The sequence below is a fragment of the Dactylosporangium roseum genome, from assembly GCF_025264685.1.
Taxonomy (GTDB): domain Bacteria; phylum Actinomycetota; class Actinomycetes; order Mycobacteriales; family Micromonosporaceae; genus Dactylosporangium; species Dactylosporangium roseum.
On record NZ_CP073721.1, the window covers coordinates 2084216 to 2105788 of the forward strand.

The window sequence follows — 21573 nt, forward strand, 5'->3', positions numbered from 1 at the left end:
TGGTGACCGCGGCGGAGACGTAGGCGAGTGTGCGCCTCAGCCCGGCGCCGCGAACTTGAAGCCGACTCCCCGCACGGTGTGCAGGTATCTGGGCGCTGAGGCGCTCTCGCCAAGTTTCCGGCGCAGCCAGTACAGATGCACGTCGATCGTCTGGTCCTCGCCCACCGAGGGTTGCCGCCATACCTCCTCCAACAGCTCACGGCGTGAGACCACCCGTCCGGGACGAGCGGCGAGGTACGCCAGCAGATCGAACTCTTTGCGGGTCAGCGTCAGCGGCTCTCCGTGCAGGTATGCCTGGCGCTGTCCGATGTCGACACGCAAGCCTCCCACTTCGATGGCAGTGGGTTCCTCGCGGCTCGCCCGGCCGGTGCGGCGCAGCACGGAGGTCATCCGGGCGTCGAGGTGGGCGCTGGTGAACGGTTTGATCATGTAGTCGTCGGCGCCGGCCTTCAGTAACCTGACGATCTCCGCCTCGTCGTCGCGGGCGGTGGCGATGATGATGGGCGTGTCGGCGATGCCGCGCAGCATGCGCAGCGCGTCGGCGCCGTCGAGGTCGGGCAGCCCGAGGTCGAGCACGACGAGGTCGGGCGTCTCCGCGGCGAACCGCCGCAAGGCCTCCAGCGCGGTGCCGACAGCGTGCACCGTGTGCCCCCTGTCCGTCAGCGAACGCAGCAGGGCACCCCGCACGACATGGTCGTCTTCAACCAGCAGCACCGTGGCCATGCGATGAAAATACTGCCTCAGGCAAGAATCCTCCTCCGCAGCGATCGACGAATCCGACATATCCAGGTTTATCATCCGACATCTAGGGTGTAATTGCCGCGGCTTTCGGTGGACTCGACCCCTGCGCTCCGATCCGCGCCCAGGATGACCGCGCCGGCCTCGCCCCGGGGCATGAGAGGCGCCCCGCTCGGCTGCGCGAGTTCATGATCCGATGCCGCGAAGTTCAGCCGCGCGATCGCCTGTCAACACTGGCGTTGCGCAACGGGTCGGTGACGCACGGTCGTGCGGGTGGGTGTCTGTCGCTCATGATCGCCGCTGGACCCTGGACGGCGCGTTCCGAGCCGGGTGACTCCATGATCATGGGAAAGATGTGGCTATCGGGGCAGCCACAGCTTTCCCATGATCATGAGATCGAGCGGTCTGGCGGCGGAACGGGCGCCGGGCGGCATGCCCCGGCGGCGACACCTCCGAGGTCACGTGTTCCGGGCGCAGTCCCATGCCGATCACCCGCGCGGGAAGGGAGCGCAACGCCGGATAACGGTCCAGCACGCGTAGCGGCAGGGGTGGCTCCGAGGGGTGGCCGGACACGGCCGGTGACAGTACCGCGCGCTGCAGTATGCGTTGCACCAACTGTGTGCCGGCCGTCGGGAACGTGCGCCTGCGCTGGATCGACGCCAGTTCGCGCTCCGACGGGGGGCGGCCCGTCGAGTACGCCGCGATGATCACCCGTGCGGCCGCCACCGCGTCCTGGATCGCCAGGTTGATGCCCACCCCGCCGATCGGGGACATCGCGTGTGCCGCGTCGCCGATCAACAAGGCGCCGGGGACGTGCCAGCGGTACAGGCGGTCCATGCGGACCGTCAGCTTCCTGACGTCCGACCAGTCGGTGAGCAGCGAGACCCGCGAAGCCAGGTACGGCACGCTCGACGCCACCGACTCGCGGAACCTGGGCAGGCCGGCCGAGCGGAGGGCCTCGTCGCCGCCCTTCGGCACCACGTACCCGAGCTGCCAGGTGTCGCCCCGGTCGATGCCGACGATCAGGCGGCCGTCGCCGACCCGGCCCACCAGGCCCACCGGATCGCCGTCGTGCCGCGGCAGGCGGAACCACAGCACGTCGATCGGGGCGCCGAAGACCTTCGAGCGCAGGCCGAGATCGTTCCGTACCGTCGAATGGCGCCCGTCGCAGGCGACCGTCAGCGCCGCGTCGACCGCGAACTCCCCGCCCGGCGAGACGCCCGAGACGCCGACGACCCGGCCGCCACCCGCCGAGCGCCGCACCGCGGTGACAGCATGTTGTCGCATGAGGCGGAAGTTTCCGGCCGACGCCAGCAGCTCCAGGAAATCCCACTGGGGCAGGAACATCACGTACGGATGCCGGGTCTTCAACCGCGAGAAGTCGACCGGCTGGAACGTCCCCGAAGAGTAGACGAACCGGAACCGCTCCACGCGGCGGTGCGGCAGCTCGTGCAGTCGCGCACCCAGCCCCAGTTCGTCCATCAGCTCCAGGGTCGACGGGTGGACCGTGTCGCCGCGGAAGTCGCGCAGGAACGTCTCGTGCTTCTCCAGGACCACCGTGCGGATTCCCTGCCGCCCCAGCAGCAGCGCCAGGACCAGCCCGGCCGGGCCACCGCCAACGACGCACACGTCCGTGGAGATCACCGTTCAACCCTCCAGCAACTGTCCGATCACCTGGGGGAAGCTCTCCCCGGTCCGCACCGAGACAAACGCCAGTGTGCGCGCGTCCGGCCGGGCGCAGGGCTGCGTCGAAGACGTCATCCGGTGGCATGCGCCGTCTCGGCCCGCAGGGTCGCCGGATCGGTGTTCGCCCCGCACAGCACCACGACCACCCGCTCGTCCGCGGCCGGCACGTACGCCCCGGTGTCGAGCGCCGCACACGCCGCCGCGGCGCCGTGCTCGACGACGATCCGGTACCTGTCCCACAGCCGCCGCCGGGCCTCGACGATCGCCTCGTCCGTCACGAGCAGGCTCTGTGTCCCGTGTCGTACGGCCAGCGCGTACGCGATGGTGCCGATCCGCCGAGCGCCGAGGGAGTCGGCGGCGATGCTGTCGACCGGCACGTCCACCGGCCGGCCGGCGACGAGGGCCTCGTGCAGCGTCGGCGCGCCGACCGGCTCGACCGAGACCATCCGGGCCCGCCCGGCGAGCGCCGCCGAGATCCCGCCGACGAGGCCGCCCCCGCCGGTCGCCACCAGCACGGTGTCGACCTCCGGCAGCTCCAGCGCGAGGGTGCCCTGCCCGGCGACGATCTCCGGCTGGTCGTAGGCGTGCACGAACAGCGCGCCCGTCTCCGCGACCCGGATCGTCGAGGCGGCGTACGCCTCCGCGTACTCCCGGCCGTGCTGGTGCACCACGGCACCCAGCTCGCGCAGCTTGGCGACCTTCGGCGTCGGCGTGGTCACCGGCACGAACACCTCGGCCGGCACCCCGAGCCGCGCCGCCGCGAACGCGACGCCGAGCCCGGCGTTGCCACCGGAGGCGGCGACCACCCCGGCCGCCGGTAGCTGCCCGGCCTCCCGGGCCGACAGGATGCGGTTGAACGCGCCGCGCGCCTTGAACGATCCGCTGTGCTGGAGCAGCTCCAGCTTGAACCACAGGCCGGGGGACACCTCGCACGACGGGGTGTGCCGGATGTAGCCGCCGATCCGCCGGGCGGCCGCCTCGACGTCGTGCCGGTTCGGTATCTCCACGCTCTCAATCTAGCCGCGCACCGGGGCGGCCCTCACCGGCGAACCGGGCGGCTCGACCGGTTGCCGGCACCCGGCCGCGACCGATGTGCGATCGCAGCGGCGCGGCACGTGCCGCCCGGCGCCGCAGCGCGCGGCGGGGCGGCGTCGAGCGTCTCGGGCCGGTCGGGGACGGTCGTCCGGACCGGCCCGGCGCGCTCGATGCGAACAGCCGTGCGACCGGTGTCTACCGGCGGCGACGCCGGCTGCCCCAGCGGGTGTGCCAGGTGCCGGCACCGGCGAGGTGCAGGGCGACACAGAGGAACCCGGCCAGCGTCAGGGTCGGGACGTCGAAGACCGGTCCGGCGCTCGCGCCGAAGAGGTCCATCAGCAGCGCGACGGCGAACAGGATCACGGCGATGACGGCGAACACGACAGCCTCCTAGGGGGACGAAGTGAGCGCTGTCTACCCATTCGCGCCGAACTTCAATCGACGGCCGTGCTGCCCGGCGGGGGAGACCCCGCACCGCGCGCCCGGTGCCGATCCCGACGACCCAGCCGAGTGCCATGAACCGCTCGCACAGCCGCGCCATGCCCGCCTCGGCTCGCTGCTCTTCCGCGCGGCACCCGCCGCCGCGGCCGACACCGTGGCGGCGGTGCGCTCGGGTGCCGCCGTCCGGACCGACCTGCCCGGCTGTCAGGAGGTCAACGGCTGGCTGCTCGCCCGCCGGACCAGCGTCGCCGCCGCCGGCTCGACGCGTGGTGCTCCCTCGGCGCCGTCGAGGGCCAGGGCCATCGCGCGGGCGCCCATGTCGGCCAGCGGCAGGCGGACCGTGGTCAGCGCCGGGGTGACGTCGCGGGCGATCGGCATGTCGTCGAAGCCGACGACGCTCACCCGCTCCGGCACCGCGATCCCGCGCTCCCGCAGGACGCTCAGCGCGCCGACGGCCATCGAGTCGTTGAGGGCGACGATCGCGGTCAGGTCGGGGGCGTCGTCGAGCAGCAGCGCGGTCGCCGCGGCGCCGCCGTCGCGGTCGAAGGCGGCATGGACGACCCGTTTCGCGGGCAGGGTGCGGCTGTGCGAGCGGGCGGCCCGGCGCAGGCCGGCGAGCCGGTCGGTGGTCGTGGTGAGCACCTTCGGCCCGGCGATGACCCCGACCTTGCGGTGCCCCGAGCCGAACACCTCCACGCCGGCCAGGTAGCCGCCCTCCTCGTTGGCCGGCATGACAGCGTCGCCGGGCAGCTCGTGCCGGCCGATCACGCTGACCCGGCCGCCGGTGCGGGTGTACGCGGCGAGCTTGCCCCTCAACGCCTTCGTGAACGCCGGGTCGTGGTAGCCGGAGCCGGCCAGCACGATCGCGGCGACCTGCTGGGCCCGCAGCAGCTCGACGTATTCCAGCTCGCGGGCCGGATCCCGGTAGCTGTTGCAGATGATGACCAGCTTGCCGTTCGCCGTGGCCACCTGTTGCAGGCCGCGGGTGATCTCGGCGAAGTACGGGTCGGAGACGTCGTGCACGATGACCCCGACGGCCGTGCGCTGGGCGCGTGCCAGGAGCTGGGCGTGGGCGTTCGGCACGTACTGCAGCTCGTCGACCGCCCGGAGCACCCGCGACCGCAGCTCCTCGGTCACCAGCTTGGTGCTGCCGCTGATGATCCGTGAAGCGGTGGCCGGTGACACACCCGCGCGGCGGGCGACATCAGCGAGCGTCGCCATCCTCTGGCTCCCTTCCATTGACCCGTGCTCAGCGTACCGGTTAGCCTCGGGAAAGCGTTTTCCTATCGTCTCGACACACCATCTCTCCTAGGAGCCGCCTTGTCGCACCGCATTCCGGTCGGCATCGTCCTCAACGGTGTCACCGGCCGCATGGGGTACCGCCAGCATCTCGTCCGCTCCCTGCTCGCCATCCGGGAGGAGGGCGGCCTGCCGCTGCGTGACGGCTCGCGGCTGTGGCCCGAGCCCGTCCTCGTCGGGCGCAGCGCGGCCAAGCTGGAGGAGATCGCCACGCGGCACGGCCTGACCGACTGGACGACCGACCTCTCCGCCGCGCTGGCCCGCCCCGACGTGCGGATCTACTTCGACGCGCAGGTGACCCAGCAGCGGGAGAAGGCGATCCGCGCAGCGATCGAGGCCGGCAAGCACATCTACACCGAGAAGCCCCTCGCCGAGGACACCGCCGCCGCCGTCGACCTGTGCCGCGCCGCCCGCGCGGCCGGGGTCAAGCACGGCGTGGTGCAGGACAAGCTGTTCCTGCCCGGCCTGCGCAAGCTCAAGCGGCTCGTCGACGGCGGCTTCTTCGGCCGCATCCTGTCCGTGCGCGGCGAGTTCGGGTACTGGGTGTTCGAGGGCGACTGGCAGGCCGCGCAGCGCCCGTCGTGGAACTACCGCACCGCCGACGGCGGCGGGATCGTCGTCGACATGTTCCCGCACTGGCACTACGTGCTGGAGCAGATCTTCGCGCCGGTCCGCACGGTCCAGGCCACGATCGCCACCCACATCCCGACCCGGGTCGACGAGCAGGGCGTGGCGTACGAGGCGACCGCCGACGACGCCGCCTACGGCGTGTTCGAGCTGGAGGGTGGCGCCGTCGCGCAGATCAACTCCTCGTGGACCGTCCGCGTGTACCGCGACGAGCTCGTCGAGTTCCAGGTCGACGGCACGCACGGCAGCGCCGTCGCCGGCCTGCGCGAGTGCCGTGTCCAGCACCGCGGCTCGACCCCGAAACCGGTGTGGAACCCCGACCTGCCGGCCACCGAGCGGTTCCGCGACCAGTGGCAGCTCGTGCCCGACAACGAGGTCTACGACAACGGCTTCAAGGTGCAGTGGGAGGCGTTCCTGCGGCACGTCCACGAGGGCGCCGGCTTCCCGTGGGACTTCGCCGCCGGGGCCCGCGGCGTGCAGCTCGCCGAGCTCGGCCTGCGGTCCGCCCACGAGGGCCGCCGCATCGAGATCCCGGCGCTCGACCTGTGAGCCTCGACCGCTTCTCCCTGAACCAGGCGACCACCAAACGCTGGCCGATGGAGGCGACGATCGCCGGCTGCGCCGAGCTCGGCGTGCCGGGCATCGGCCTGTGGCGCGACCAGGTCGCCGAGCTCGGCGTCGCGCGGACCGCCGCACTCGCCCGCGCCGCCGGGATCGAGGTCACCTCCCTGTGCCGGGGCGGGTTCTTCGACGCCCCGGGCTGGTTCGACGACAACCGCCGGGCGATCGACGAGGCCGCGGAGCTCGGCGCTGCGGTCCTCGTGCTGGTCAGCGGCGGCCTGCCGGCGGGCAGCCGGGACGTCGACGGCGCGCGCCGGGCCGTCGGTGACGCGGTCGGCCGGCTGGTACCGCACGCGCTGGCGGCCGGGGTGCGGCTGGCGATCGAACCGCTGCACCCGATGTTCGCCGCCGACCGGTGCGTCGTCGCCACGCTGGGCCAGGCGCTCGACCTCGCCGAGCCGTACCCGTCCTCGGCCGTCGGTGTGTGCGTCGACACGTACCACCTGTGGTGGGACGATCAGGTGTGGGCGCAGTTGGCCCGGGCCGGCGCGGCGGGCCGGATAGCGTGTTTCCAGGTCGCCGACTGGATCACCCCGCTGCCCGAGGGCGTGCTGCTCGGCCGCGGCCTGCCCGGGACGGGCTGCGTGGAACTGCGGCGGTTCCGCGAGGCGGTCGACGCGACGGGCTACACGGGCCCGATCGAGGTCGAGATCTTCCACGAGGACGTCTGGTCCCGCCCGGGCGGCGAGGTCCTGAGGGAAACCGTCGAGCGATACGTCGAACACGTCCTCTGAGCACAGCCGCGGGCCGGGATCCCCCGATGGTCCGGCCGGCCGGTGGTCCGCCGCGACGACCACCGGTTGCGCCGGTCGTTGCCGGGTGCGGCTCGGTGCGAGGCGCGGCCCGGACAGGGCACCGGCACCCGCGAGCGCGTCAGCCGACCGGCACTTCGCCGCCCGGCCCCACCGTCGCGGTGGCGGTCGCGGTCGGCGTGGTGCCGGTGGGCGTCGGCTGGGGTGACTGGCTCGGCGACCCGGCCGGCGTCGGTGAGCCGGTCGTGGTCACGACGATCGTCGTCGGGGAGATCGGACCCGAGGGCAGCGGGACCGGCTCCTGCGCGCCGTTGCTCGGGTTGCCGAGCACGGTGCGGGACACCGCCGAGTTGGGACGCTGGCCGGGGTCGACGCCGGTGGCCTGGGGCTGGGGTTGCGGTGACAGGTTGCTGCTGACCTCGTCGCCGGTCGTGGTGCCCTGGCGGGTGCCCGGGCCGGGGGAGCCGCCCATCAGCTCGGACGTCGTCTCGGCCGCCGCGAAGACCAGGGCGAGGGCCATCGGCACCGCGATCGCCATCGACGTGGCCCGGCGCCGCGATAGCTGCGACGTGCCCCGCAGCCAGCGCCGCTGGGCAGGCAGCGTCGCGACGGTGTCGAGGTCGTCGATCGCGAGGCCCAGGAGGAGCTGCCGGGCGTCGGGGCGGTCGGCGGGGTCGCGGGCCAGCGCGGCGGCGACCAGGTCGCGGACCGGGTCGGGGATGCCGCTGAGGTCGGGCTCGCCCTCCAGGATCTTCCACGCCCGGGCGGCCGCCTCCTCGCCGCCGAACGGGTGCCGGCCCGTGGCCGCGAACGCGACCAGGCAGCCCCAGCCGAAGATGTCCATCGCCGCCGTCGGCTCCTCGGCGCGTAGCTGCTCGGGCGAGGCCCAGCCGAGGCTGCCGACGATGTTGCCGGTGCCGGTGACGTCGCTGGCCGCGTCGAGCGCGCGGGCGATGCCGAAGTCGATGACCCGGACGCCACCGAGCGTCACCATGAGGTTGCTCGGCTTGAGGTCGCGGTGGACCAGCCCGACGTTGTGGATCGCCGCGAGCGCGGCCACGACGCCGAGCGCGACGCTGTGCAGCATCGCCGGGTCGAGCGGGCCGTCGTCGGTGACGAGCCGGGACAGCGGGACGCCTTCGAGGTATTCGGTGACGAGATACGGCCGCTCTTCATGGCTGCCGGAGTCGAGCACCCGGGCGGTGCAGAAGCCGGGGACCCGCTGGGCGGCGCGGACCTCCCCGGCGAACCGGGTGCGGAACCGCGGATCGCGGGCCAGGTGCGCGTGGACGAGCTTGACCGCGACCCGCGAGCCGTCGGGCGCCTGCGCCAGGTAGACCGTGCCCATGCCGCCGACGCCGAGCTGGCCGAGCAGTCGGTAGTCGTCGATGCGGACGGGGTCGTTGTGGGTGAGGTCACCGACGGCCGAGCGGCGTGCCGGGGCGGCAGCGCGCAGTGGCAGGTCCGGCGTGCCCGACTCGTCGGCGCCGTCGTTGTGGCCCGCCTCGGTCATCGGGGTCCTTCCACGGTCTTCGTCACGTCCTGCGGAGACAGTTCAAGTGCAGTTTGGCCCCTCCATCGGCAGATGAAAAGACCACCTTGGATGCAACTCTTGTGCCTGTTCGGGCACATTGCGGGGGAGCCGCAGCAGGTGCATGCGGCCCCTGACAGTAGCCCAGCCGGCGGCGATCGTCCGCTCCGGAGGTCACATCAGCGGCGACACTCGGTGCAACGAGCGACGCGCGTCGTGATGACGGCGGTCGGCCCGTCCGGATGATGCCGGCATCGCCGAATTCACCGCGCCCGTTCGAGGTGTTCGATCAGTCCGCGCAACGCCGCGGTCATGAGCGCGAGCTGGGCCGGCTCGAGGTACGACAACACGAACGCCTCCGCCGTCTGTGACTCCGGCAGCAGCTCACGGACCAGTCGCCGGCCCTTGCGGGTGAGCTGCAGCACGACGAGCCGTCCGTCGTCGGGATGGTGGTCGCGGCGCACCAGGCCGCGGCCCGAGAGCGTGTCGACCACACCGGTCAGGGTGGCCTTGGAGATGCCGGCGTGCTCGGCGACGTGTCTGGTCTCCATCCGCCGGGCCGCCCACACGGTGCGCAGCACGACGAATCCGGTCCAGGTGAGCTGGCGCGGGCGGAGCACCACCTGCTCGACGTGCTGCCGCACCGCGTTGGCGGCGCGGTGCAGGTGCAGCACGGCCTCGGTCGCGACCGGATGCCTCTGTGTATCCCTCTGTGTGGACACGGTTACCGTGCGCAACATAGCTGCGCGCGGACCGATCCGTCACCTTTTCTGCCCATATGGGCGGCCCCCCTCCGGTCCCACATCGAACACACAGAATATCGGCAACGCGCCTGGTGTAATGCCCCGTCGTCACACTGAGCAATTCCTCGGGCGCACTCCGTGGCCCGAGATTGGTGGATTCTCCGCTTTTGCCCGCCGGAAATGTCGGCTATCCGAGGCAACCTGGGTCCATTGAAACTTGTCGTGGTCCCCGGAAGCCTGGTCGGCCTGCGTTCCCGGCTGTTCACGGCCGCGCTGCTCCTCGGGGTCATGGGCTGCTCCGCCGCCTGCTCCACCGAACCAGAGCCCGCCCCGCCGGCTCCTGATACATCGCCGTTGCCGGTGCGACGTGGAACCCGCCTGCCGGACGCCTCTCCGTCCCGCATCGTGGTCGCCGGCGGCCTCGCCGGGTTAGCGCCACCCGCCGCCGGGAACTCCGCAGTACATGATGCTCGTCGGCACGTCCGGATGGCAGTACAAGGACTGGCGGGGGCGCTTCTACCCGCGGGACGTGCCGCAGCGGGCATGGCTGGAGCACTACGCGGCGCGGTTCGCCACCGTGGAGGTCAACAACGCCTTCTACCGGCTGCCGGAGCGCTCGACATTCGAGGACTGGCGCGACCGTACGCCGCCCGACTTCACCGTCGCGGTGAAGGCCAGCCGGTTCCTGACGCACGTGAAACGGCTACGCGAGCCGAGGGAGCCCGTCGAGCGGCTCATGGACCGGGCCGCCGGGCTCGGCGACAAGCTCGGGCCGATCCTGCTGCAGTTGCCGCCGAACCTGCGGGTCGACCCGGAGGCGCTGGACGCCACACTCGCCGCCTTCCCCCGGGGCGTGCGGGTGGCAGTCGAGCCGCGGCACGAGTCGTGGTGGATCGGCGAGGTGCGGCAGGTGCTCGGCGCCCACAACGCCGCGCTGTGCTGGGCCGACCGTAAGAGCCGCCCGGTCACCCCGCTGTGGCGCACGGCCGACTGGGGCTACCTGCGCCTCCACGAGGGCCGCGCCAACCCGCGGCCCCGCTACGGCCGCGCCGCCCTCGGCACGTGGACCGCCCGCCTCGCGGCGGCGTTCCCGCGGCACACCTCGTACGTCTACTGCAACAACGACCCCGGCTGCGCGGCCGTCGCCGACGCGGTGGCGGTCGCCCGGCTGGCCGGGCGCCGCGGGCTGCCGGTGGCCCGCGCCCCGCAGCACGTCCCGAACTGGTCGTAGGCTCGGCCGGTGATCGGCAAACTGTGCTGGGTGGTCGTGGTCGTCGCCGTCCTCGCGCTGCTCGTCTGGCAGCGCCGTCGCCTCATGAAGCGCGACCGGCGCGACTGAGCGGACGCGTCCGGTCGACAGCGCAACCGCCGCGTCGTCCGCCGAGCGGGTGGGTGATCCGCGCCGACGCACTCGCGATGGCCCTCGACGTGTACGCCGCACAGCTCGGGGTTCACCGCCACGCGCGCCTCATGGCGGCGGTCCAGGTCTGTCCGTTGACCCGTCAAGGCCGCGTCGTCGAGCCGTGCGGTCGCCTGTCCACCCCAGTGTTGCGCTCCGGGACGGTGCCGCGCGGTCGTGCGGGCGGTGTGCCGGCCGGCACACCTCGGCGGCGACGCCTTCCGAGCCCTCATGCCCGAATCGTCGGTCTTGGCCCAGGTCGGCAAAGGGCTGCGGGGTCGAACTTCGCGGCCTTGGTCGATCCGTCGTGGGCCGCTGAGCACATCGAGGTGCCGCCGGCCGTCGTGGCTGGCACGGCCGTCCGGCGCGTCTGTTGCGGCAGACTGGCATGCTGGCGAGCATGTACGAGCTTGTCCGGCTCGCCGGCTACTTCGCCGCTCACCAGGTCCGGAACATCCGGAACCTCTCCGACGGCGAGACCCTCTTCCCGATGCTCGGCTACGAGCACGCCGACCACGGGCGGGGAATGACCTGCTTCGTCGGCGAGGTCGGCCGGGAGGTTCTCGCCGCCAACGAACAGGGTGCGCGGCGGGCGGTGTTCGTCGTCGACGGCTACATCACCCTCGACGCCGGCAAGTTCGACGCGCTCGTCATCGAAGCGGTGGAGTACGGACCCGGCGGGGCGTCACTGACGATCGCCGTGCCCTACCGTCCGCCGGCGAGCCCAGGCGGCTTCGCCGTCCACCGGCCGAAGTTCTTCGAGCTCGTCGGCGTCGACCGGGCCGGGCTCCGCGAGGCGTTCCTCGCCGGCGTCGACACCCACGACCAGGCCGCCGCGGTCTGGCACACCCACCTCGATGACTCGATCTAAGGCCTGTTCTCGAAACACGCCGTAGGCATACGTACGCGCCCGGCTCCCCGACTACGTATGTCCCCGTTCCGCGAATACGTAAGAGCTACCGATGGAAGGCGGGCCGTACGGGGCGAGGATGGTTCCACGAGGTCGAAAGGAGCCCCGAGATGAACGCCAACCACCCGGTCATCCTCAACGAGCTGGTCCGCCAGCGGCAGTTGCACCTGCTCGACGAGGCCAGGCACTGGACAAGTGGGGTGCGGCTGCGCCGTCGAGCCCACCGCACGGGCCTGCCCGCCTGACGGGCGAGGCGCCCGCGGCATGGCCGGCCCGACCCGGCCCGACCCGGAACCGATCGGATCTGACCGCGACACGGGGGATTACAGCCCCGGTGCGCGGCGCGGACACCACCCCCTCCAGGTGGTCGCGCTCGCCGCACCGGGGCTGTCGTGTGTGCGAGCCGCGGCACCTACCTAGATCACGGCGGCATGACTAGACGGTCGCCGGGCCGCAAGATACGTAACAGGTGCGGATGGCAATGGCTCCTTACTTCGCGAGCATTGGAGATACCACCGACGAAGGAGTTCACGATGATGCATCCGGCGTTTCTGTACAGCCAGCTACGGCACCGCCAGCAGGGCCTGCTCGGTCTCGGGGTCCGCGCCCGCCGCGCCACGGGCGACGAGCGCCGGTTCTGGTGGCACAGGTCGCGACCGTCACAGCCGGTACACCGGCCTCCCGCCGGTAGGCTGGTGGCGTGCGGGCCAGCCGTAGCGGAATGAGCCAGGTGATGGTCGGCCGCGACGACGAGCTGCGCAGACTGCGCCGCCTCGTCGACGGGTCCGAGCCGTCCATCGCCATGCTCGGCGGTGAGCCGGGCATCGGCAAGAGCCGGCTGGTCCAGGAGTTGATCGCGGGACTTCCCGACACCCTCCCGGTCCTGGACGGCCAGGCCGATCCCGGCACGCTCAGCCGGCCGTTCGAGGTGCTGTTCGACGCCATCGATAGCTGTCATCGGTCCGGCGGCCTCGACCCGGAACTGTTGCGCACCGTCACCGACGCGTCCCGGTCGATGATCGACCGGATCCAGGCGGGTCTGGAGATCGTGCGGCTGCTGACGACACCGGGCCCGTCGATCGTCGTCTTCGAGGATCTGCACTGGGCCGACTCGGAGAGCGTGGCGCTGTTCGAGCGGATCGCCGACCTGGGCGGCGGCCGCCTGCTCGTCGGCACGTATCGGCCCGACGAGATCACCCGGCGGCACCCGCTCGCCGACCTGCTGACCCGGCTCGAGCGGCGCTACACGGTGACCAACGTGCGCCTGGAGCGGCTCAGCCTGGCCGACACGTCGATGTTCCTGAAGTCGGCGACCGGGCGCCCGCCGACCTACCGGACGGCGCTGTCGCTGCACAACCGCACCGGCGGCAACCCGTTCTTCCTGGAAGAGCTGCTCAAGGCCAACGGCGAGGCCGACCTCGATACGCTCTGCGACCGGCCGCTGCCGTGGAACGTCGCGGAGGCGCTGCGCCGCCAGCTCGACGACCTCGACACCGGGGAGCAGCGCATCGTCGAGGCCGCCGCCGTCCTCGGCCGCAAGGTTCCCTTCGACCTGCTCGCGGCGGTGACCGGCCACGACGAAAACGAGCTGATCTACGCCCTGCGCGACCTCGTGCGCCGGGGCCTCATGGTGGAGACCGGCGATGACGAGTTCAGCTTCCGGCACGCCCTGACCCGCGAGGCACTCGTCGACGAGATGCTCGGCCGGCAGCGCCGCCGCCTCCACGAGCTGGCCCTGGAGACGCTGCTGTCCACCGGCAGCAAGGACTACGCGCTGGTGGCGCACCATGCCAGGGGTGCCGGACGCTACCTCGACATGGTGGAGGCGGCCCGCCGCGGCATGCACGTCTACCTCGGGATGGGCTCGCCGTACCAGGCGTTGCAGCTCGCCGAGATGGGCCTCGACGAGCTGCCGGACGACGTGGAGCTGCTCTCGCACGGCGCCCGCGCCGCCTGGCTGGCCGGCCTCCTCGACGACGCGCAGGAGCTCGGCCGCCGCTGGTTCGACACCGCCGCCACCCGCGAGGAGCGCGCCGACGCGCTGCGGCTGCTGCTCCGGCTGAGCTGGGAGGTCGGCAGCAGCGGCAGCATGCGGCAGCGCGTCGGCGAGCTGCGCGCCGAGATCGAGCCGCTCGGCGACGTCCCGGCGAAGGCGCACGCGTTCGCGGCGATCGCCCAGGCGTGCATGCTCCACGACGACACCGAGCAGGCCGTCGCGTGGGCCGACAAGGCCATCGCGCTCGGCGAGAAGCTCGGCCTGCCCGCGGTGTGGGTGGCCGGCAAGCTGGAGAAGGGCTCCGCGCTGGTCAACGTGGCCGCCGGCGTCGACGACGGGATCAAACTGCTCAACGAGGCGGCCCAGGAGGCGGAGCAGGCCGGCGAGTGGCTGCTCGCCGCCCGCTCGCTCAACAACCTGTACAACCTCCTGCCCGGCGGCCCGGCCGACTGGGCGGCGGCGCTGGAGCGGATGCGGACCTTCGCCGAGCGGGCCGGCTTCGAGTCGCTGGCCGGCGCCGCGTACTTCCAGGGCCGGGCCCGCCTCGCGGTCCAGGAGGGCAACCTCGGCGCGGCCCTCGCCGAGCTGGAGTCCGCGCGCCGGCGGGACCGGGGCCTGCTGCGCACCCGCAACGGCAGCGACTACCACGGCGTGTTCTTCGCCGGGCTGCTGCTGGAGTCGGGCGAGCTGGACAAGGCCGAGACCGTCGTCCGCGGCCTCGTCGAGCAGTCCACCGACGCCTACACGATGCTCACCCAGGTCTCGGTGCCCGGCCTGCAGTTCCATCTCGCGTGCAAGCTCGGCCGGCCCGACCAGGCCCGCGAGCACCTGCGCGTGGTCCTCGACGCGGTCGGCACCGTCGGCATCACCGGCCGTGACTTCGCCCACGACCTCATCTCCGCCGGCCTCGCCGCGAGCCTCTCCGCCGACGAGCTGCGGCCCGTCGCGGAGGCCATCGACGACCCGCTGTTCGACGACGCGTGGCGCTGGCTGGCCGACGGGCAGCTCGCCGAGGCCTCCGGCGACCACACCGAGGCGCTGCGGCTGTATCGCGCGGCGGTCGCCGAGCCGTCGCTGCTTCTGCCGGCACAGCGCGGCAGCGGCCACCTCGGCGCCGCCCGATGCCTGCTTGCCACCGGTCACCTGGCGGAGGCCCGCGAGCACGTCCGTGCCGCCGAGCGGCTGCTGGCCCGCTGGGCCGGCTGGCGGGTGACCGAGCTGACGGCATTGCGTGGCCGGCTCGGCCTGGCCGCTCCCGTCCCCGCCGGCGCCGGCGACCAGGCCCTGACCCCGCGCGAGCGGGAAGTCGCCACGCTGCTGGCCGAGGGCCTCACCAACGCGGAGCTGGCGCGCCGCCTGTACATCTCGCCGCGCACCGCCGCCGTCCACGTCTCCAACATCCTGAGCAAGCTCAACCTCGAGTCGCGCACCCAGATCGCGGCCTGGGTCCGGTCCCGCGAACCGGCATGACCGGGCCGGAGCGAAACGGAGGGCGCATGTCCGGCTGCTGAAGCGCCCTTGCCGTAGCGTGGGACGCGTGCTGGTCGTGACGAACGAGCTTGCCGGTCGCACCGAGGCCGGTGCCGTCGATGAGGTCGTCGAGGTCCTCCGCGGCGGCGGCGCCGACGTCGAGGTGATGGCGTGCGCCGATGCGTCCGACATCGACCGGATCCTCGACGCCAGGGCCGGGCGCAGGCTGGTCGTGGTCGGCGGCGACGGCTCCCTGCACACGATGATGGGCGCGCTGTGGCGCCGGGGCGAGGCCGCCACGTGCGAGGTCGGGCTGATCCCGCTCGGCACCGGCAACGACTTCGCCCGCGGGGTCGGCATCCCCGTCGACGACCTCCGCGCGGCGGCACGGATCGTCGTGGAGGGCACGCCGCGCCCCTTCGACCTCATCGTCTCCGACCGCGGCGGCGCCGCGGTCAACGCCGTCCATGTCGGCGCCGGTGCCGAGGCCGCGCGCAGGGCGCTGCCGCTGAAGCGCCGGCTCCGCATCGCCGCGTTTCCGATCGGGGCCGTGCTCGCCGGGTTCACCACCAAGGGCTGGCGGCTGCGGGTGAGCATCGACGGCCGGCCGGTGATGCGCGGCCGGCGGCGCGTGCTCATGGCCGGGTTGTCGAACGCGCCGACGATCGCCGGTGGCACCGGCCGGCTCGGCCCGGGCGCCGACCCCACCGACGGCCTCGCGGACGTCACGGTGTCGTACGCGGTGGGTCCGCTCGCCCGCGTCGGCTACGCACTAGCGCTGCGGCGCGGCCGGCACCCCGAGCGCGAGGACGTCCTGCACACCCGCGCCCGGGAGGTCCACATCGCCGGCGAGCCGTTCCACGTCAACGCCGACGGCGAACTGACCGGCCCGTTCACCGCCAACACCTGGCGCGTCGCGCCGGCTGCCTGGCGCCTCCTCCTCCCCTGACCCCTTTCCGCGTCGATCTTGCAGTTATGGTGCCGTGACACTCCCAAAATGTCGGGTTTGTCAGGCACCACAACTGCAAGATCAACGCGGAAAGGGGGTCGGCGGGGCGGCCGGGTGCGGGAGCAGCGCCTTGGCGTCCGTCCGTGGCCGCCGCCGGCCAGCAGGTTGAGGCCCGACCATGAGCGCACCTTGAGGTGGCGCATGGCGACCATCGGCGCCAGCACCGACTTGAGCAGCGTCTCGCCGGTCTTGAGTTGTACGACCAAAGCCTGCCCTATTCGCCGCCGCGTCACCGATCGCGGGCCCGGCGGAACCACCAGCGTTCGACAGTGGTCCACAGTCCCGACGTGACCAGGTACAGCCCGGCGGCGAGCGGCGCGAAGGCCGCGACGGCGACCGTGCCGAACGGTAACACCCGCACCAGCGACGGCGCCCCGGCCGGGAGCTGCCGGACGTTCACCAGTGCGATGCCGGCGAGCGCCGCGACGACGAGCCATCCGACGAGCACGGCGGGATGCCCGACGAGCCGGAACGTGAGGTCCGCCCCGAGGAACGTGTGCCCGTGCATGCCGGGTGCGGTGAACTGGCGGTACAACATCCAGATGAACGGCGCCTGGGCGAGCGCGGGCAGCAGCCCGGCGAACGGCCCGGACCCTTCGGCCCGTAGCAGTGCGGTGGTCTTCTCCGCGAGGATGACCGGCTCGGTGGCATGCTGTTCGCGGAGCGCGGCGAGTTGCGGCGCGAGCCGGCTGCGGACCCGTTCGGCCCGGTAGGCGCGAACGCTGAGCGGCAACATGGCCGCGCGGAGCAGGACGGTGGCGACGATCACGGCGGCGGGCATGGAGTGGAGCAGGGCGGCAAGCCCTTCGAGCACGGTGTGCACCATGGTTCGGAAGACCCTTCAGAGTTACGGCGTCTCGGCTTTGCGTCGTCTCGGCCTTGCGTCGTTTCTGGGTTGCGTGGTTTCTGGGTTGCGTGGTGTCCGGGTTGCGTCGTTTCTGGGCTGCGTCGTCCGGCCGGTCGGCCGAGGCGTCGCGGCCGGGCCGCCGAGCTGGGTGCCGGCAGCAGCCGCCTCGGCCACACGTGCGGCCGGCGAGCCGGCGCGGCAGTACGGACAGTTCGATCACCACCGAGCCGCGAGCCTGGTGCGGCGCCCGGCTACACGCGCACGCCGGCCGGCCCGGCTGCGTCACCGGCCGGTGTGCGCTAACCGGCTCGGCTGTGTCGCTGGCTGGGTGTGGCCCGTTCGGTCCGCGTCGCCGGCCGGTGCGTGTCGACCGGTTTGGCCGGTGCGGACCGGCTCGGCTGTGTCGCTGGTCGGGCGCTGGCCGGTTCGGTCCGCGTCGCCGGCCGGTGCGCGCTGATCGGGCCGGCCTGCGCCGACCGGGTCGGCGGCGTCACTGATCGGCTGGGCCTGCGTGCGGCAACCTGGCTTTTGCTATCGCGCACAACCAGCACGGGGCGCGGTGACCGGCTGTGGTGCGACCGGCCCGAGGCGCGCTGGCCGGGCCCGTGGTGCGCTGGCCGGGCTGTGGTGCGCTGGCCGGGCCGTAGTGCGCGGCGACCGGGTTGCGCGGCGCGCGGCGTGAAGGGTCAGGCGCCGGGCGCACGGGGCCGCGGACGTCCCGCGGCATCGGGATCGGTGGCGCGGATGAACCGGGCGCGCTCGGCGCGGACCCGGGCCGGCACGAGCCGCCCGCGCGCGGAGGCCGCCGGAAGATCGGCGATGAGCCGGGCCGCGAGGACGATGGCCAGGCCGGCGATGATGGCGGTGGCGACCGCGACGATGTCGGCCGGCGTGGCGACTGCGCCCCACGCGGTTAAGAGGGTGGTCATCGACCACGACATGCCGAGAATCCTACGCTCCCACCGCAACTCCACCCTCGCGCCATGAACGAGGGAACATCGCACTGCCTGGCCGCGAGGCCGCGGAGTTGAACCATGCGGTCGTCGGGCAATCCCGGTGTTGCGCTACCGGATGGTGACGCACGGTCGTGCGGGCGGGTGTCTGTCGCTCGTGGTGGCCGCTGGCCCCGGGTCGGCGCGTTCCGGCCGGGCGACTCCATGATCATGGGATCGAGCGGCCTGGCGGCGGAACGCGCGCCGGCCGGCACGCCTCGGCGGCGACGCCTCCGCGCCCCGCGCCCGAATTGTCGGCCTATCCGGGTTGGCAAGGGGCTGGTCTGGGCTCGCCGCCGGCTTGTCCCACGGTTTCGGGGGCCGCTCCGCGGCGGCGGGCGGCTCGCCCTCCCGGCCCGGCGCGTCGTGGGCCGATGCCGCCGAACGGCCGGCCTAGACGGGAAGGGCGCCGGTGCCCGGGTGCCGTAGCGCGGTCGGCGGTCAGGCTGCCTCGCGCAGGGGTTCTCGGGATGCGCGCAGGATGTGGTGGGCGGACTTCACTCGGTACATGTCAGCGTCCGCCGTGCGCAGGAGGTTGTCCAGACTGTCGTCCACCGCTGTCGCCACGCCGATGCTGGCGTCGATGCTCACCTGCTCGCCGCCCAGGAGAATCGGCGCCATCACCGCCAGGCGGAGGCGCTCGGCGATCTCCCGCGCCGTCCGGGTGTCCGTGTCGTGCAGCATCACCGTGAACTCGTCGCCGCCCAGGCGGGCCACCAGGTCGCCGTCGCGCGCCTGGGTGCGCAGGCGGCCGGCGACCACTCGCAGCAGTTCGTCGCCCGCCGCGTGGCCCAGCGTGTCGTTCACCGCCTTGAAGCCGTCCAGGTCCAGCACCAGCACCGACACCAGCGATCCGGGTGACAGCGTCGTCCGGGAGTGCTCGTGCAGCAGGTTGCGGTTGCCCAGGCCGGTCAGCGGATCGTAGAGCGCCTGCTGGCGCAGTGTCGTCCGGGCCGTGGCCAGTTGGCGCAGGTGGGTGTGGTGCGCGCGGGACAGCAGGCCGGTCATCAGGGCCACCACGAGGAGCAGGGCGGGGGCGATCGTCACCAGGTCGTCGCTGGTCGCCCGGCCGGCGAGGAGCGGACCCTGGAAGTACAGCATCAGGCAGGCACCGGCCGTGGCGGCGAACGCCAGCAGTGCGCCGGCCAGCCGGTGGCGGTAGGCGGCGACGATGATCGGGATGATGAACAGCGGCCACAGGTCGACCCCCGGGTTCCGGGCGGTGACGACGACCGTCGCGATGATCGTGGTGGTGTCGGAGGCGACGAGTGCCGCACTCGTCCAGGGGTACCGGCGATGTGCCACGTTGCGCAGCGCGTAGCCGGCGAAACCGTTGATGGCGAGCTCGGGCAGGGCCAGGACCGCCGCCGTCAGCCAGGCCGTGCCGGAGAGCAGCCCGGCTGCGGGTGCCGGCAGCAGCACGTACGCTGAGATGATCCACAGCACGGAGCCGGACCGGCAGATGATCCCGGTCCACTCCAGGTTGCGGCGCATCCGTAGCAACGCTTCGTCGATGTCGACACTCACGTCGCACTGTCGGCTACGACGACCCTGACCTGAGCGGATCGCCGAACCTGAGGGAATTCACAGGTTGAACCCCTAAGTGGTGCCTTTCAGGTGCGATCCGGATGGCACGCCACCGTGTACGGTCCGTAATGTCAGCGGCGTGGCACTCATCGAGACACGTGCGCTGACGAAGCGCTACGGGGGTGGCGTCACCGCCCTGTCGGAACTGACCCTGGCCGTGGAGCCGGGGATCATCGGGCTCGTCGGTGCCAACGGCGCCGGCAAGTCGACCTTTATCAAGATCATGCTCGGGCTGCTCCAGCCGTCTGACGGCGGGCTGCGGGTGCTCGGGCTCGACCCCACGACGGACTCCGAGGAGGTGCGCGCCCGGGTCGGGTACATGCCGGAGCACGACTGCCTGCCGAGCGAGATGTCGGCCGCCGAGTTCGTGACGCACCTGGCGCGCATGAGCGGGCTGCCCGCCAACGCGGCCCGCGAGCGCGCCTCCGAGGCGTTGCGCCACGTCGGGCTCTACGAGGAGCGGTACCGGCAGATCGGCGGCTACTCGACCGGCATGAAGCAGCGGGTCAAGCTGGCCCAGGCCCTCGCGCACGACCCCGACCTGCTCCTGCTCGACGAGCCGACCAACGGCCTGGACCCGGCCGGCCGCGACGCGATGCTCGACCTGGTCCACCGCATCGGCACCGAGTTCGGCATCTCGATCGTGGTCTGCTCCCACCTGCTCGGCGAGGTCGAGCGGATCTGCGACTCGCTCATCGCCATCGACGGCGGGCGGCTGCTGCGCTCGGCGACGGTGTCCGACATGACGACCAGCCGCGACGTGCTGACCGTCGAGGTCAGCGAGGGCGTCGACCAGCTCACCGCGCGCTTGGCCGAGCTCGGCATCCCGGCCACCCGCGACGGCGCGGCGCTGACCGTGCCGCTGGAGAGCGAGGACGTGTACGACCAGATCCTGATCGCCGTCGCCGAGCTGGACCTGCCGCTGCACCGCCTCGACCAGCGCCGGCACCGGGTCGCCGAACTCTTCCAGAGCCCCGCGGTCACCAGCCCAGCACCTCAGGAGGTCGGCCGTGGCGCCGCAAACTAGTGTCATCCACGACATCGGCTACCAGCGCTACAGCGGCCCGCGTCTCGGCCGGTGGTACGCCAACCGCTCCCTCTACGAGCACAGCCTGCGCACCGCGTTCGGCATCGGCCGGGGCGCGAAGGCGAAGATCTTCCCCTGGCTGGTGATCGGCATCGTCGTCGGCGTGGCCATCGTCGAGATCGCGGTCCGCTCGATCAGCGGCCAGACCCTGATCACGTACCGCGGCTTCGTCACCGGCCTGTCGTTCCCGATCATCCTGTTCCTGGCGATCGTCGGGCCCGAGCTCGTCTCGCGCGACCTGCGTGACCGCACCCTGCCGCTGTACTTCTCCCGGCCGCTCGCACGCACCGACTACGCCCTGGCGAAGTACGCCGCGCTGGCGACCGCCGTCCTGCTCCTGCTCGGTGTCCCGCAGCTCCTGATCTACACCGGCGCGATCTTCACCCGTACCGACGGCTTCTCCGGGGCCATGAAGGAACTCGGCGACATGATGCCGGGTCTGGCCAGCGCGCTGATCCAGGCCCTGGTCCTGGCCGCGGTCGCGCTGGTGGTGGCGGCGACGACCGGCCGCCGCGCGTTCGCCGCCGCGTTCATCGTCGGCGTCTTCTTGATCACCGCCCCGATCGTCGGCATCCTCGCCGAGCTCGGCACCGCGCTGGAGAACTGGACGCTGACCAACGTGGCCTTCCTGGCCAACCCCATGACGCTGCTGAGCGGCTTCGAGCAGTGGCTGTTCGGCGCCGACGGCAACAACCGGATGCCGACCGGCGACTTCGGACCCCTTTACGGCGTCGGCGCCGTCGCGCTCCTCGCCCTGGCCATCACGCTGCTGCTGGCCCGTTACCGGAAGGTGGCCGCCTGAC

General features: G+C 72.4%; 19 protein-coding genes and 1 pseudogene. 9 read left to right on the top strand and 11 right to left on the bottom strand.

The annotated features are described in order from the left end of the window. Positions 1-36: 36 nt before the first annotated feature. The 5 genes from Drose_RS10470 to Drose_RS10490 all read right to left on the bottom strand — a co-directional run bounded on the left by Drose_RS10470 (position 37) and on the right by Drose_RS10490 (position 5121). The gene (locus Drose_RS10470; RefSeq protein WP_259862536.1) at positions 37-723 is read right to left on the bottom strand and encodes a response regulator transcription factor; all 687 of its coding nucleotides are present in this window, start codon (positions 721-723) and stop codon (positions 37-39) included. Between the two features lie 357 nt (positions 724-1080). Then, positions 1081-2379 carry an FAD-dependent oxidoreductase gene (locus Drose_RS10475; protein WP_313900043.1) on the bottom strand — a complete coding sequence of 433 codons (1299 nt, stop codon included), beginning with the start codon at positions 2377-2379 and terminating at the stop codon, positions 1081-1083. Positions 2380-2495: 116 nt separating this feature from the next. After that, entirely contained in the window at positions 2496-3431 is a 936-nt protein-coding gene (locus tag Drose_RS10480; RefSeq protein ID WP_313900012.1) for a threonine/serine dehydratase, read from the bottom strand. Between the two features lie 223 nt (positions 3432-3654). Beyond that, on the bottom strand, positions 3655-3840 hold the full coding sequence (locus Drose_RS10485; protein WP_260727979.1) for a hypothetical protein: 186 nt from the start codon (positions 3838-3840) through the stop codon (positions 3655-3657). Between the two features lie 264 nt (positions 3841-4104). Continuing rightward, positions 4105-5121, bottom strand: a complete 1017-nt coding sequence (locus tag Drose_RS10490) for a LacI family DNA-binding transcriptional regulator (RefSeq protein ID WP_260727980.1) — start codon at positions 5119-5121, stop codon at positions 4105-4107. A 150-nt stretch (positions 5122-5271) separates the two neighbouring features. Between Drose_RS10490 and Drose_RS10495 the strand changes: the two genes are divergently transcribed. Both Drose_RS10495 and Drose_RS10500 read left to right on the top strand, forming a co-directional pair. Next, on the top strand, positions 5272-6375 hold the full coding sequence (locus Drose_RS10495; RefSeq protein WP_260729684.1) for a Gfo/Idh/MocA family protein: 1104 nt from the start codon (positions 5272-5274) through the stop codon (positions 6373-6375). 47 nt (positions 6376-6422) lie between these two features. Continuing rightward, positions 6423-7181, top strand: a complete 759-nt coding sequence (locus Drose_RS10500) for a sugar phosphate isomerase/epimerase family protein (RefSeq protein ID WP_260729685.1) — start codon at positions 6423-6425, stop codon at positions 7179-7181. Between the two features lie 139 nt (positions 7182-7320). Here Drose_RS10500 and Drose_RS10505 read toward each other — a convergent pair whose 3' ends face one another. Both Drose_RS10505 and Drose_RS10510 read right to left on the bottom strand, forming a co-directional pair. Next, positions 7321-8712, bottom strand: a complete 1392-nt coding sequence (locus tag Drose_RS10505; RefSeq protein WP_260727981.1) for a serine/threonine-protein kinase — start codon at positions 8710-8712, stop codon at positions 7321-7323. 281 nt (positions 8713-8993) lie between these two features. Further along, positions 8994-9452: a MarR family winged helix-turn-helix transcriptional regulator gene (locus Drose_RS10510; RefSeq protein WP_260727982.1), complete on the bottom strand. Its 459-nt coding sequence runs from the start codon at positions 9450-9452 to the stop codon at positions 8994-8996. Positions 9453-9936: 484 nt separating this feature from the next. On the opposite strand from Drose_RS10510, the gene Drose_RS10515 reads away from it, so the two are divergent. The 5 genes from Drose_RS10515 to Drose_RS10535 all read left to right on the top strand — a co-directional run bounded on the left by Drose_RS10515 (position 9937) and on the right by Drose_RS10535 (position 16197). Then, a complete protein-coding gene (locus Drose_RS10515; protein WP_260727983.1) occupies positions 9937-10704 on the top strand; it encodes a DUF72 domain-containing protein in 768 nt (255 codons plus the stop codon). 568 nt (positions 10705-11272) lie between these two features. Continuing rightward, the gene (locus Drose_RS10520) at positions 11273-11743 is read left to right on the top strand and encodes a hypothetical protein (protein WP_260727984.1); all 471 of its coding nucleotides are present in this window, start codon (positions 11273-11275) and stop codon (positions 11741-11743) included. A 149-nt stretch (positions 11744-11892) separates the two neighbouring features. Further along, positions 11893-12027: a hypothetical protein gene (locus tag Drose_RS10525; protein ID WP_260727985.1), complete on the top strand. Its 135-nt coding sequence runs from the start codon at positions 11893-11895 to the stop codon at positions 12025-12027. 455 nt (positions 12028-12482) lie between these two features. Further along, positions 12483-15248: an ATP-binding protein gene (locus Drose_RS10530; protein WP_260727986.1), complete on the top strand. Its 2766-nt coding sequence runs from the start codon at positions 12483-12485 to the stop codon at positions 15246-15248. A 67-nt stretch (positions 15249-15315) separates the two neighbouring features. Further along, positions 15316-16197, top strand: coding sequence for a diacylglycerol/lipid kinase family protein (locus Drose_RS10535; RefSeq protein ID WP_260727987.1), 882 nt, complete (start codon positions 15316-15318; stop codon positions 16195-16197). Between the two features lie 134 nt (positions 16198-16331). Here Drose_RS10535 and Drose_RS10540 read toward each other — a convergent pair. The 4 genes and pseudogenes from Drose_RS10540 to Drose_RS10555 all read right to left on the bottom strand — a co-directional run. Further along, positions 16332-16448, bottom strand: a pseudogene (locus Drose_RS10540) (inositol-3-phosphate synthase); the annotation flags it as partial. A gap of 38 nt (positions 16449-16486) precedes the next feature. Further along, a complete protein-coding gene (locus Drose_RS10545) occupies positions 16487-17083 on the bottom strand; it encodes a YidC/Oxa1 family membrane protein insertase (protein WP_260727988.1) in 597 nt (198 codons plus the stop codon). A 707-nt stretch (positions 17084-17790) separates the two neighbouring features. Next, the gene (locus tag Drose_RS10550; RefSeq protein ID WP_260727989.1) at positions 17791-18045 is read right to left on the bottom strand and encodes a DUF6412 domain-containing protein; all 255 of its coding nucleotides are present in this window, start codon (positions 18043-18045) and stop codon (positions 17791-17793) included. A 492-nt stretch (positions 18046-18537) separates the two neighbouring features. Further along, positions 18538-19623, bottom strand: coding sequence for a GGDEF domain-containing protein (locus tag Drose_RS10555; protein ID WP_260727990.1), 1086 nt, complete (start codon positions 19621-19623; stop codon positions 18538-18540). A gap of 139 nt (positions 19624-19762) precedes the next feature. Between Drose_RS10555 and Drose_RS10560 the strand changes: the two genes are divergently transcribed. Together Drose_RS10560 and Drose_RS10565 are read left to right on the top strand one after the other, a co-directional pair. Beyond that, positions 19763-20710 carry an ABC transporter ATP-binding protein gene (locus Drose_RS10560; protein ID WP_260727991.1) on the top strand — a complete coding sequence of 316 codons (948 nt, stop codon included), beginning with the start codon at positions 19763-19765 and terminating at the stop codon, positions 20708-20710. Then, positions 20694-21572 carry an ABC transporter permease gene (locus tag Drose_RS10565; protein ID WP_260727992.1) on the top strand — a complete coding sequence of 293 codons (879 nt, stop codon included), beginning with the start codon at positions 20694-20696 and terminating at the stop codon, positions 21570-21572. The genes Drose_RS10560 and Drose_RS10565 overlap by 17 nt, the downstream gene beginning before the upstream one ends. Position 21573 lies beyond the last annotated feature (1 nt).